The sequence below is a fragment of the Agromyces sp. P1_H4 genome (assembly GCF_056405255.1).
The window spans coordinates 1-12,861 of record NZ_JBFUCL010000077.1; the positions used below are offsets into that span (position 1 = coordinate 1).

Below are 12,861 nucleotides of genomic sequence, written 5' to 3' on the forward strand. Positions count from 1 at the left end.
AACCCGAGCAGCGCGACGGCCGCGAGCAACCCGAGCAGCGCGACGGCCGCGAGCATCGATCCGCCGAGCCCGTCGGGGCCGGTGTCGGGCAGCGTCGCCGTCGCCGTCGAGGCCGGCGTCACCGTCTGCGGCACGACAAGAGCGGGCGCCGCCGGCACCGCGAAGTCGGCACTCGTGGCGAGCACCACCGACTCGAGCGGAACGAAGTTCCCGCCATTTCCGAGGAAGGGCGGCTCCTCCCATGTGCCCGTCCACACGCCCTCGACCCATACGGTGTAGGCGCGGCCGCCCGGCAACGAGCCGAACGTGAGCGCGGCCGTGCCGGTCGAATCGCCCGTCACCAGCTGCGGCTCGCCGGAGGGCATGCCATCGTGGTCGCCCACGTCGCTCACCCATACCGTGTAGTCCACCCCGTTCACGAGGCTCGACAGGGTCACGTTCACGCCGCCATCGCCGTCGTCGGCCGTGGGCGTGACCTCGACCTGCGCCGCCGGCTGGCACGGTTCGATCGCGACCCCGACCCAGTCGTACGTCGGGGCCGGGGGTTGCTCGGCGCCGGGGAGCGGCTGCCATTCCGCGTAGGCGTAGTAGTTGCCCGGGGGCATGTCGGCGAGGTCGATCACTTCGGTCGCACCGTACTCATCCAAGGGCCCGCCGGTCGAGAAGTTCGGCCCCTCCACGTCGTAGACGACGAGACCGCCCGCGACGAGCTCGGTCAGGGTGAGCAGCATCGACCCGGTGCGATCGGTGCTGCACGAGGTGACCTCCACGGCCACGCCGAGGTCGGCGCAGGGCCCCACGGTGGCGGGGAGTTGGGCCACGACACTGCCGACGTCGCCGACTCCCTCGGCGAGGGCGATGAAGTACGAACCCGGCGCCGCATCGAAGCTCCCCGTGCCGGTGGGGCCGGTTCCGAGGCCCCGCTGCTCGATGAGGAACCCGTCCGCGTCGAGCAGGGCGACGAACTTCTCGAACGTCGAATCGGCAAACGTGTACGCGTAGTCGATCCGGCCCGTCTGGTAGTAGCCGCAGTCCCTGACCGTGACGGTGAGCGGATCCCCCTCCGCGSCGGTCGCCGGCGCGGCGAGGGCGCCGACGCCGAGCAACGCCAGGCCGGTGACGACGAGCGCCGCCAGCGCAGCCCGCCATGGCTGGCGCACGCCACGGGGTCGGGAGGATCGGTTCGCGGGCACGCCGATGCGGCTCATGGCATCACTCCCTCGGGTCGGGACAGCCGATTCGCGGTCAATGTATCGCGTGCCGAACGGCGGCGCACCCCCCGGAACAGGGGCATGCAGGCGGGATGACGCGCTCAGCGAACGCAGCGGCCCGCCAGCTCCCGGCTCGGCCGAGGCGTCGCACCCCCGACTTAGGCTTGAGCGCATGAGCATGCATGCGAGCGCGCCGGGGGGCCAGACCGGCAGGTACGGCAAGGCGCGCACCCGCATCGCCTCGGCCGACGAGTCGGCGCAGCGGGCCGAGAACGCCGAGGCCCCCAAGATCCCGCACCTGCTCCGCCGCATCTCCGAGCTGTTCGTCGACCACAAGGTCGCCCTCGCCACCACCGTGGTGCTCGTGCTCATCGGGGCGGCGCTCAGCGTCATCCCGCCGCTGCTCACCCAGCGGGCGTTCGACGACGGCCTCTTCCCGGTCGGCGCCGACGGCGATGTCACGGGCCCGAACCTCCCGGTGCTCGCGTGGATCGTCGGCGCGATGATCCTCGTCTACATCGTCTCGGCGCTGCTCGGCGTCTGGCAGACGTGGCTCACCGCCACCATCGGCAACAAGGTCATGGGCTCGCTCCGCGTGCGCCTCTTCACGCACCTGCAGTCGATGGAGCTCAGCTTCTTCACGCGCACCAAGACGGGCGTCATCCAGTCGCGCCTGCAGAACGACGTGGGCGGCGTGGCATCCGTGCTCACCAACACCGTCTCGAGCGTGCTCGGCAACACCGTCACCGTCATCTCGGCGTTCGTCGCCATGCTGATCCTCAGCTGGCAACTCACGGTCATCGCGCTCGTGCTGCTGCCGTTCATGGTCATCGCGCAGCGACGCGTGGGGCAGGTGCGGGCGCGCATCGCCGGCAAGACCCAGGAGTCGCTGTCGGAGATGACCGCCATCACGCAGGAGACCCTCTCGGTCTCGGGCATCCTGCTGTCGAAGAGCTTCACGCGACAGCGGAGCGAGATCGACCGCTACGCCGACGAGAACCGGAACCAGATCCAGCTGCAGGTGAAGCAGCAGATGACGGGCCAGTGGTTCTTCGCGATGGTGGGCATCTTCATGTCGGCGATCCCCGCCATCGTCTACCTCGTCTCGGGGTGGCTCATCGCCGGCGGCACCGCGGATGTCACGGCCGGCACGATCGTCGCGTTCACGACCGTGCAGGCGCGGCTGCTGTTCCCGCTCATGGGGCTCATGCGGGTCGCACTCGACCTGCAGACCTCGAGCGCCCTGTTCGCGCGCATCTTCGAGTACCTCGACCTGAAGCCCTCGATCACGGATGCCCCGGCGGCGCGTGCGGTGACCGCGGGGCCGGCGCTCGGGCGGGTGGAGTTCGACGACGTCACGTTCCGCTACCCCGACGCCGAGGGCGAGGGGCGCCCCACGCTCGACGGCGTGAGCTTCACCATCGAGCCGGGACAGTTCGCCGCGTTCGTCGGTCCGTCGGGCGCCGGCAAGACCACCGTGTCGTACCTCGTGCCGCGACTCTACGAGGCGTCGGAGGGTGCGGTGCGATTCGCCGGGGAGGACGTGCGCGACCTCAGCCAGGAGTCGCTCATCTCGCACATCGGCATCGTGAGCCAGGAGACCTACCTGTTCCACGCGTCGATCGCCGACAACCTGCGGTACGCGAGGCCCGACGCCACCGACGCGGAGCTCGAGGCGGCGGCCCGCGCGGCGAACATCCACGAGACGATCGCGTCGTTCCCCGAGGGGTACGAGACGATCGTGGGGGAGCGCGGCTACCGTCTGTCAGGCGGCGAGAAGCAGCGCATCGCGATCGCGCGCGTGCTGCTGAAGGACCCGGCCGTCCTGGTGCTCGACGAGGCGACGAGCGCGCTCGACACCATCTCGGAGCGCGTGGTGCAGCAGGCGCTCGACGACGCGGCCCGCGGCCGCACGACGATCGCGATCGCGCACCGGCTGTCGACCGTGGTGTCGGCCGACGTCATCTTCGTGATCGTGGCCGGCCGAGTCGTCGAGCAGGGCACGCACGCCGACCTGGTGCTCGCCGACGGCGTGTACGCGTCGCTGTACCGCCAGCAGGAGGAGCGCACCGTCCTCGAGGCCTGACGGCCGCGCGGTGGCCGCCACCGCCGGACGCCGCCGCCACGATCCCTTCGCCATGCGCGTCGCTCGGGCGCGGCATCCGCTCGACGAATAGGCTCGATGGGTCGGCGGAGGGGGAGATCCCATGACGGAGGAACAGGACGAGACCGGCTCGGGGGCATCCGGAGCCGCGCCGCTCGTGAACGGATCGGCTGGGCCTGCGCCCGACGGGTCATCGCGGGGGGCCGCCGCCGACGCGCCGCCGGCGGCGCTCGCGAGCAGCCTGAAGCCGCGCGTCATCGGGCTCGCCGCGGCGGGCGCGGTCGGCGGCTTCCTGTTCGGCTTCGACTCGTCGGTGGTGAACGGCGCGGTCGACGCGATCCAGTCCGAGTTCGACCTCACCGCGGTCGTCACCGGGTTCGCGGTGGCGAGCGCCCTGCTCGGCTGCGCGCTCGGCGCCGAGCTCGCCGGGCGGCTCGCCGACCGGTTCGGCCGCATCCCGGTCATGCTGATCGGGGCGATCCTCTTCCTCGTGTCGTCGATCGGGTCGGGCTCCGCATTCGGGGTCATCGACCTCATCGTGTGGCGCGTGATCGGCGGCGTCGGCATCGGCATCGCGTCGGTCGTGTCGCCAGCGTACATCGCCGAGATCTCGCCGCGGCTCATGCGCGGCAGGCTCGCGTCGCTGCAGCAGCTCGCCATCGTCTTCGGCATCTTCGCCGCCCTGCTCTCGGACGCGCTGTTCGCCAACGCCGCCGGCGGGGCGGGCGAGCCGTTCTGGTTCGGCATCGACGCCTGGCGCTGGATGTTCCTCGCGTGCGTGGTGCCGTCCGTGATCTACGGCGCGCTCGCCCTCACCCTGCCCGAGTCGCCGCGATTCCTCGTGAAGGCCGGCAAGGAGGACGACGCCCGCCGGGTGCTCACCCGCATCCAGCCGGGCGACGAGGATCGCGGCATCCGCGACATCCGAGCCTCCATGCACGAGGACTCGCTCGCCAAGCGCAAGGGCGCCCTGCGCGGGCGCGTGTTCGGGTTGCAGGGCATCGTGTGGATCGGCATCCTGCTCTCGGTGTTCCAGCAGTTCGTCGGCATCAACGTGATCTTCTACTACTCGACGACGTTGTGGCAGGCGGTGGGCTTCGACGAGTCCGACTCGTTCACCATCAGCGTGTTCACCTCGATCACGAACATCGTGGTCACCTTCGTGGCGATCGCGCTCGTCGACCGCATCGGCCGGCGCCCGCTGCTGCTCACGGGCTCGGCCGGCATGACCGTCGCCCTCGCGACGATGGCGGTGGCGTTCGCGAGTGCCGTGACGGTCGACGGCGAGCTGAGCCTGCCCGGTGCCTGGGGGCCGATCGCGCTCGTCGCGGCGAACCTCTTCGTCGTCTTCTTCGGCTTCTCATGGGGACCGCTCGTGTGGGTGCTGCTCGGCGAGATCTTCCCGGGGCGCATCCGGGCGCGGGCGCTGGGCCTCGCCGCAGCGGCCCAGTGGATCGCCAACTTCCTCGTCACGGTGACGTTCCCGGTGCTGTCGAACTTCTCCCTCTTCTTCACCTACGGCATGTACGCGACCTTCGCCGCGCTGTCGTTCGTGTTCGTGTTCTGGAAGGTGCCCGAGACGAACGGCATGTCCCTCGAGGAGTCCGAGACGGTGTTCCCGGCGAAGGGATCGGCCCGCCGCCCGGCCGTGGAATCGGGCTAGGCTGTGGCCGCACCCACACGAGGAATGAACACGGCATGAAGTACGCAGAGACCATCGTCGATCTCGTCGGCGACACCCCGCTCGTCAAGCTCCACAAGGTCACCGCGGGGGTGACGGATGCCACGGTGCTGGTCAAGCTCGAGTACTTCAACCCGGGTGGCTCATCGAAGGACCGCATCGCCGCGCGCATCATCGATGCCGCCGAGCGCGAGGGCAAGCTGAAGCCCGGCGGCACGATCGTGGAGCCGACGAGCGGCAACACCGGCGTCGGCCTGGCCCTCGTCGCGCAGCAGCGCGGCTACAAGTGCATCTTCGTGTGCCCCGACAAGGTCGGCGAGGACAAGCGCAACGTGCTCACGGCCTACGGCGCCGAGGTGGTCGTGACCCCGACCGCGGTGGCGCCCGACAGCCCCGAGTCGTACTACGGGGTGTCCGACCGGCTCGCACGCGAGATCCCCGGCGCGTTCAAGCCCGACCAGTACTCGAACCCCAACGGGCCGCGCTCGCATTACGAGACCACCGGCCCCGAGATCTGGCGCGACACCGACGGCACGGTCACGCACTTCGTGGCGGGCGTGGGCACGGGCGGCACCATCACGGGCACGGGCCGCTACCTGCGCGAGGTGTCGGGCGACACCGTGCGCATCATCGGCGCGGACCCCGAGGGATCCGTCTACTCGGGCGGCACCGGCCGCCCCTACTTCGTGGAGGGCGTCGGCGAGGACTTCTGGCCGACGGCCTACGACCCCGCCGTGCCGCACGAGATCATCGCGGTCAGCGACGCCGAGTCGTTCGCGATGACGCGCCGGCTCGCGCGCGAGGAGGGCATCCTCGTGGGCGGCTCGAGCGGCATGGCCGTGGTCGCAGCGCTGAAGGCCGCGGCATCCGCCGGCCCCGACGACGTGTTCGTGGTGCTGCTGCCCGACTCGGGTCGCGGCTACCTCGGCAAGATCTTCAACGACAAGTGGCTGCGCGCCTACGGCTTCGGCAACGCACCCGCCGGCCACACCGTGCGCGACCTGCTCGGCGCGAAGGCCGACCGCACGGCGCCCCTCGTCTACGTGCACCCGGCCGACACGGTGCGGGAGGCCATCGACCGCATGACCGAGACGGGCGTCTCGCAGCTCGTCGTGCTCTCGGCGGAGCCCCCCGTGGTGCTCGGCGAGGTGCTCGGCGCGCTCCACGAGGAGGTGCTGCTCGACCTCGTGTTCTCGGGGAAGGCGAAGCTCACCGACGAGGTGTCGACCGTCGTGGGCGAGCCGCTCGACCTCATCGGCGTGAACGAGCCCGTCGCCACCGCCCGCTCGGCGTTCGCGACGGCGCCCGCGCTGCTCGTCACCGACGGCGGCAAGGCGCTCGGCGTCATCACCCGCACCGACCTCCTCACCTACCTGTCGGCCTGAGCGGCCGCGCGCACCACCCGGAAGGCACCCGCACCATGCTCCACGACGACGCCCGCTTCGACACCCGCGCCATCCACGCCGGCCAGGAGTTCGATCCCACCACCGGCGCGGTCATCCCGCCCGTGTACCTCACCTCGACCTACGTGCAGGACGGCATCGGCGGCCTCCGCGGCGGCTACGAGTACTCGCGCGGCGGCAACCCCACCCGCACGGGTCTCGAGACGCAGCTCGCCGCGCTCGAGGGCGGCATCCGCGGCCTCTCGTTCGCGTCGGGCCTCGCGGCCGAGGACGCGCTGCTCCGCACGGTGCTCGTGCCCGGCGACCACGTGGTGATCGGCAACGACGTCTACGGCGGCACGCATCGGCTCATCCGCAAGGTCTTCGGCGCCTGGGGCATCCGGCACACCGCCGTCGACACCAGCGACCTCGACGCGGTGCGCGGGGCGATCGAGCTCGGCGCGACCAAGGTGCTCTGGGTCGAGACCCCGTCGAACCCCCTCATGAAGATCTCGGATGTCGCGGCGCTCGCCGAGCTCGGCAGCGAGGCGGGCGTGCTCGTGGTCGTCGACAACACGTTCGCGTCGCCGGCGCTGCAGCAGCCGATCGCCCTCGGCGCCGACGTGGTCGTGCACTCCACCACGAAGTACCTCGGCGGCCACTCCGACGTGGTCGGCGGGGCGCTCGTGTTCGCGGCGGGGCAGGAGGAGCTCGCCGAACGCGTCGCGTTCACCCAGTTCGCCGCCGGCGCCGTGTCGGGGCCGTTCGACGCGTTCCTCACCTCGCGCGGCATCAAGACGCTCGGCATCCGGATGCAGCGGCACAGCGAGAACGCGATGGCGATCGCGCAGCGGCTCGAGGGCCACGCCGGCATCGAGCACGTGTTCTACCCCGGGCTCGAGTCGCACCCCGGGCACGAGCTGGCGGCCCGGCAGATGTCGGGCTTCGGCGGCATGATCTCGATCTCGCTGACGGGGGGCGCCGCGGCCGCGCGCCGGTTCGCGGAGTCGACGTCGCTCTTCCAGCTCGCGGAGTCGCTCGGCGGCGTGGAGTCGCTCGTGAACTACCCGTCCGAGATGACGCACGCGTCGGTGCGCGGCACCGAGGCGGAGGTTCCCGAGTCCATCGTGCGGCTGTCGGTCGGCATCGAGGACGTCGACGACCTGCTCGGTGATATCGACGAGGCGCTCGGCCGCCTGTAGCGGTCGGGCGGATGCCGCGGCATCCGTCGCCCGTCGCGCTCGGCCGGCCGTCGCGGCATCCGTCTCCCACCGCGGTGGGACAATGGAGGGAGCGGCGTGCGGCACGTCACCGGCGCCGAGGAGATGATCTCCATGGTCTGGTTCTGGGTCACCCTGGTCATCGTGGTCGTGCTCGTGATCGTGCTGTTCTTCATGTCGGTGAAGATCGTGAAGCAGTACGAGCGCGGGGTGGTGCTGCGCTTCGGCCGGTTGCAGAGCGTGCGCGATCCCGGCATCCGGTTCATCATCCCCATCGTCGACGTCATGACGAAGGTGTCGTTCCGCATCGTCACCCTTCCGATCCAGTCGCAGGGCATCATCACGCGCGACAACGTGAGCGTGGGGGTGTCCGCCGTCGCCTACTACCGCGTGGTCGACGCCGTGAAGTCGGTCATCGCGATCGAGAACGTGCAGTCGGCGATCGACCAGATCGCCCAGACCACGCTGCGCAAGGTGGTCGGCCAGCATCACCTCGACGAGGCGCTCTCCGACACGGCGACGTTGAACGCCAACATCCGTGTGATCCTCGACGTGACCACGGCCGACTGGGGCGTCGAGGTGACCCTCGTGGAGCTCAAGGACATCCTGCTGCCCGACTCGATGAAGCGGGCGATGGCACGGCAGGCCGAGGCGGAGCGCGAGAAGCGGGCGAAGATCATCGCCGCCGAGGGGGAGGCGCTCGCCTCCGTGAAGCTCGGCGTGGCGTCCGACACGATGATGGCGCATCCACTGGCCCTGCAGCTTCGCACGCTGCAGACGCTCGTGGAGGTCGGGGTCGACAAGAACACGCTCGTGGTCGTGCCGGCGCCCCTGCTCGGCTCGATCGAGGCCCTGACGAGCTTCATCGATCGCGAAGCCGCGACCGCCCAGGTGCGGGCGAGTTCGGAGCGCTTGGCAGGATCTTGACGACGGCTGTCGTCCCTGCCAGCGACGCGTGTCGGTCGGATGCTCCAGACTGAGCGGGTGACCACGAACCAGACCGCCGCCTCGGCGGGCGCCCAGGCACCTGCCGGTGCCGCAGCCGGAGCCGAGGGCAGCGAGCCCGCCACCGAGCACCGCGGCTCCCTCGGCCTCGTGCAGGGCACGGCGCTCTACATCGCGAGCGTGCTCGGCACCGGCATCCTCGTGCTGCCGGGGCTGGCGGCCGCCGCAGCAGGGCCGGCCTCGATCGTGGCCGTCGCCGCCGTGCTCGTGCTCTCGATCCCGCTCGCCGGAACGTTCGCGGCGCTCGCCTCGCGCTATCCCGACCCGGGCGGCGTCGCCAGCTACGTGCGCCGCACCCTCGGCGACACGGCCGCCCGCATGACCGGCTACTGGTTCTTCTTCGGCGTGTGCATCGGCGCACCCGTGCTGGCCGTGCTCGGCGGCGAGTACGTCGTCGCGGTGCTCGGCGTCGACCGCTCCGCCGTGCCGATCATCTCGCTGGCGATCTTCGTGCCGCCGTTCGTCGCGAACTGGTTCGGCGTGCGCGTCGCGGGGTGGGCGCAGTTCGTGCTCACCGGGCTCCTCATCGCCACCGTCGTCGGCGTCGTCGCGGTGACCTTCCCGGCCGTCGAGTCGTCGAACTTCCAGCCCTTCCTGCCCAACGGGTGGGGCGGGGTCGGCACCGCGATCAGCCTCTTCGTCTGGGCGTTCGCGGGCTGGGAGGTCGGCACCCACATCGCCGGCGAGTTCCGGAATCCGCGCCGCATCATCCCGCTCGCCACGGCCATCGCGATCGTCGTGGTCGGCGCGGGCTACCTCGCGCTGCAGGTCGTGACCGTCGGCGTGCTCGGCGACCAGGCCGGCGAGGGCGTCGTGCCGCTGCTCGACCTCGTCGACACCACCGTGCCGGGCATCGGCTCCACGCTCGTCGCGATCGTCACCGCGATCGTCTGCCTCGGCGTCATGAACGCCTACCTGCCCGCGTTCGCGAAGCTCGGGTCGGCGCTCGGACGCGACGGCGACCTGCCGCGCTACTTCGCGAAGGGCGCGGCCGCCGGCGAGGTGCCGCGCCGGGCGCTGCTGCTCACGGCTGCACTCGTCGCCGTGTACTTCGTGCTCATGCTGCTGAACGGCATGAACCTGTCGGCGTTCATCCTGATCCACACGAGCAACATGGTCGCCATCTACGCGGCCGGCATGGTTGCCGCGACGCTCCTCCTGCGGCGCTGGTCCTTCGGCTGGTGGCTCGCCGTGGTCGCCACGGTCATGACCGTGGGCCTGCTCGTGCTCGCGTGGGCGAACCTGCTCGTGCCCGTCATCCTCGCGCTCGCCGCGGTGCTCGTCACGGTCGTGCGACGCCTGCGCGGTCGCACCGCATCGGGGGCACGGGCGGCATCCGCCGCGCCCGCGCCCGCGCCCGCGGCATCCGCCTCCGTCCCGACGGCCCAGGAGCTCAGTTGACCGAGTACCGCGCCCACTTCGACGCCGAGATCGAGTTCGTCAACGGGGGCGCGCTGCGCGCCGAGGCGTTCCGCCTCGACCTCCCGTCGCGCGACCTCACCGAGGCGCAGGTCGGCGAGCTGCTCGTGCGGCACCTCGGACTCACCCTGGTCGGCCGGGTGCAGCTGTCGAACCTCGAGGTCGTCGAGGAGCCGCATCGCGGGTCGCGCGGGGTCGGCGATGCGCCGACGGATGCCGCGGCATCCGTCGGGCCGGGTACGCCGGAGGCGCGCGGCGAGCTCGTCGACCTCAGTCACCCCATCCGGGCAGGGCTCGTGACCTACCCCGGCATCCCGGCGCCGACGATCACGCCGCATCTCACCCGCGAGGCGTCGCGCGAGCACTACGCGCCCGGCACCGAGTTCGCGATCGACCTCATCACCATGGCCGGCAACACCGGCACCTACCTCGACAGCCCGTTCCACCGCTACGCGCACGGCGGCGACCTCGCGAGCCTCGAGCTCGCCACGCTCGTCGGCGTCCCCGCCGAGGTGTTCCGGTTGACGGATGCCGCGAGCCGCGGCATCCCTGCCGAGGTGTTCCTCGACCGCGAGCTCGCGGGCACCGCGGTGCTGCTGCACACCGGCTGGAGCCGGCACTTCGGCGCGCCCGAGTACGCGCACGGGTCGCCGTTCCTCACCGAGGCCGGAGCGCGCCACCTCGTCGACGCCGGGGTCGCGATCGTCGGCATCGACGCGCTGAACATCGACGACACGGAGTCGGGCGGAGAGCGCCCGGCCCACTCGATCCTGCTCGCGGCGGGCGTGCACGTCGTCGAGCACCTCACCGCGCTCGACCGCGTGCCGGTGCGTGGTGCGCGCTTCACCGCGGTGCCGCCGCGGGTCGAGGGGTTCGGCACGTTCCCCGTGCGGGCGTTCGCGGAGCTGCCTGCGCGCTGACGCTCGTCCGGTGGGTCGGTCGTCGGTCCGCGCGCGGGGGCGCGACGGCGGGCCGGATGACGGCGAGCGTCCGGGAGCGGCGCGGGCAGTGGCATCCGTCGCCCTCGTGAGTGAGGATGGGTGGATGATCGCTCCCGCGTACTCGCTCCGCGACGGCAACTCCATCCCCGCGCTCGGGCTCGGCACGTACGGGCTCAATGAGCAGGCGGGCATCGCGGCGATCGTGTCGGGCATCGCCGACGGCTACCGCCTCATCGACACCGCCTACAACTACGGCAACGAGGACGTCGTCGGCGAGGCCGTGCGCCGCACCGACGTCGACCGCAGCGACCTCGTGATCACCACCAAGCTGCCCGGGCGCCACCACGGATTCGACGAGACCCTCGCCAGCTTCGAGGAATCGCGCCGCCGCCTCGACCTCGACTGGGTCGACCTCTACCTCATCCACTGGCCCAACCCCCGCATCGACAAGTACGTCGACACCTGGCGGGCGATGATCCGGCTGCGCGAGAAGGGCCTCGTGCGGTCGATCGGCGTCTCGAACTTCACCGTCGCCATGCTCGAACGCCTGGAACGCGACACGCAGGTCGTGCCCGTCGTGAACCAGGTCGAGCTGCACCCGTACTTCCCGCAGGAGGAACTGCGGGCCTACCACGACGAGCACGACATCCGCACCGAGAGCTGGAGCCCGCTCGCCAAGCGCAGCGAGCTCCTGCAGGAGGGCGTCATCACGGCGCTCGCCGCCGAGAAGGGCGTCACGCCGGCGCAGATCGTGCTGCGCTGGCACGTCGAGCTCGAGGCGGTGCCGATCCCCAAGTCGGCGGATGCCGCGCGCCGCCGTGAGAACCTCGACGTCTTCTCGTTCGGGCTGGCCCCCGAGGAGGTCGAGGCGATCACGGCCCTCTCCCGCGGGCGGCTCTGGGGCGCCGACCCCGACACGCACGAGGAGTTCTGAGCGCTCGCCGCGCTGTTCACCCGCTTCACCCCGGTGCTTCACGCGCCGTTCCTCGGGCCTCGGCAGCATGCTGCACATGAAGCCGACCCTCGTCGCCGGTGCCGCCGCGGCCGCACTCGCCCTCCTCCTCCTCGTTCCCGCTACCGGCGCGGTCGCCCGGCCGTCCGTGCCTGATGCGGTCGTCACGACCGGCACCGAGACGCCGGCGCTCTACGACGATGCCGAGGGCGGCAACGCCAGCGGCGACGACCCGGCGATCTGGGTGGATCCGACCGACTCGCACGACTCCATCGTCATCACGACGGCGAAGGAGGGCGGGCTCCGCGTGTACGACCTCGCCGCCCACGAGCTGCAGTCCCTCGTCGCGACGGCGGCGCCGCGGGCCGACGGCATCGAGGGCCGGTACAACAACGTCGACATCGCCTACGACGTGCCGCTCGGCGCGGCATCCGTCGACCTCGCCGTGGTCTCGGATCGCTACAACGACCAGCTGCGGTTCTTCGTGATCGACCCGGCCGGGGCCGACGCGCCGACGCCGCTGACCGAGGTCACCGCGCCCGACCTGCCGTTCCTGTTCAGTCCCGACCGCGCCACGGTGGCCGAGGAGCACACCGCGTACGGGCTCGCGGTGTGGCAGCCCGCCCCGGGCGAGACGTACGCCGTGGTCACCCAGGAGGGCGCACCGACCCTCGCGACCGTGCGGCTCGCGGCATCCGGTGGCCTCGTCGGGTACGCGGATGCCACGACGACCGTGATGCCGTCGTCATTCCCGCTGCCCGACGGCACCACCTGGACGCCGTGCGAGGAGCCCGGCGTCGGCCCGCAGCTCGAGGGACTMTCTGTCGACCAGCGCTCGGGGGTGTTCTACGCCGCGCAGGAGGACGTGGGCGTCTGGCGCATCGCGCTGCCGTTCGGTTCGGCGGAGCCCCGGCTCATCGACCGCGTGAAGGACTTCGGCGKGCAC

Annotated in this window: 10 protein-coding genes; 9 read left to right on the forward strand and 1 reads right to left on the reverse strand. The window is 71.4% G+C overall.

The window, feature by feature from the left end; genetic code table 11:
- Positions 1-1,208, reverse strand: a 1,208-nt coding sequence (locus tag AC1DY2_RS07045; protein ID WP_476761776.1) for a hypothetical protein, incomplete at its 3' end; no start/stop codon positions are given.
- Positions 1,209-1,389: 181 nt separating this feature from the next.
- Here AC1DY2_RS07045 and AC1DY2_RS07050 point away from each other — a divergent pair.
- From AC1DY2_RS07050 to AC1DY2_RS07090, 9 genes are all read left to right on the forward strand, one after another.
- Entirely contained in the window at positions 1,390-3,297 is a 1,908-nt protein-coding gene (locus tag AC1DY2_RS07050; protein ID WP_476761784.1) for an ABC transporter ATP-binding protein, read from the forward strand.
- Between the two features lie 121 nt (positions 3,298-3,418).
- Positions 3,419-4,978, forward strand: a complete 1,560-nt coding sequence (locus AC1DY2_RS07055; RefSeq protein ID WP_476761777.1) for a sugar porter family MFS transporter — start codon at positions 3,419-3,421, stop codon at positions 4,976-4,978.
- A gap of 35 nt (positions 4,979-5,013) precedes the next feature.
- Entirely contained in the window at positions 5,014-6,381 is a 1,368-nt protein-coding gene (locus AC1DY2_RS07060) for a cystathionine beta-synthase (RefSeq protein ID WP_309974323.1), read from the forward strand.
- A gap of 35 nt (positions 6,382-6,416) precedes the next feature.
- Entirely contained in the window at positions 6,417-7,580 is a 1,164-nt protein-coding gene (locus AC1DY2_RS07065) for a cystathionine gamma-synthase (RefSeq protein WP_476761778.1), read from the forward strand.
- 96 nt (positions 7,581-7,676) lie between these two features.
- Positions 7,677-8,525 carry a slipin family protein gene (locus AC1DY2_RS07070; RefSeq protein ID WP_476761779.1) on the forward strand — a complete coding sequence of 283 codons (849 nt, stop codon included), beginning with the start codon at positions 7,677-7,679 and terminating at the stop codon, positions 8,523-8,525.
- A 57-nt stretch (positions 8,526-8,582) separates the two neighbouring features.
- A complete protein-coding gene (locus AC1DY2_RS07075) occupies positions 8,583-10,004 on the forward strand; it encodes an APC family permease (protein WP_476761780.1) in 1,422 nt (473 codons plus the stop codon).
- On the forward strand, positions 10,001-10,942 hold the full coding sequence (locus AC1DY2_RS07080) for a cyclase family protein (RefSeq protein WP_476761781.1): 942 nt from the start codon (positions 10,001-10,003) through the stop codon (positions 10,940-10,942). The genes AC1DY2_RS07075 and AC1DY2_RS07080 overlap by 4 nt, the downstream gene beginning before the upstream one ends.
- Positions 10,943-11,066: 124 nt before the next feature.
- Complete coding sequence (locus AC1DY2_RS07085) at positions 11,067-11,897, forward strand: aldo/keto reductase (protein WP_476761782.1); 831 nt, start codon at positions 11,067-11,069, stop codon at positions 11,895-11,897.
- A gap of 76 nt (positions 11,898-11,973) precedes the next feature.
- Positions 11,974-12,861, forward strand: an 888-nt coding sequence (locus AC1DY2_RS07090) for a phytase (RefSeq protein WP_476761783.1), incomplete at its 3' end; no start/stop codon positions are given.

Coding starts and splice junctions, on each gene's coding strand:
- AC1DY2_RS07050 (WP_476761784.1), top strand. CDS start 1,390: ATGCATGCGAGCGCGCCGGGGGGCCAGACCGGCAGGTACGGCAAGGCG.
- AC1DY2_RS07085 (WP_476761782.1), top strand. CDS start 11,067: ATGATCGCTCCCGCGTACTCGCTCCGCGACGGCAACTCCATCCCCGCG.
- AC1DY2_RS07065 (WP_476761778.1), top strand. CDS start 6,417: ATGCTCCACGACGACGCCCGCTTCGACACCCGCGCCATCCACGCCGGC.
- AC1DY2_RS07060 (WP_309974323.1), top strand. CDS start 5,014: ATGAAGTACGCAGAGACCATCGTCGATCTCGTCGGCGACACCCCGCTC.
- AC1DY2_RS07055 (WP_476761777.1), top strand. CDS start 3,419: ATGACGGAGGAACAGGACGAGACCGGCTCGGGGGCATCCGGAGCCGCG.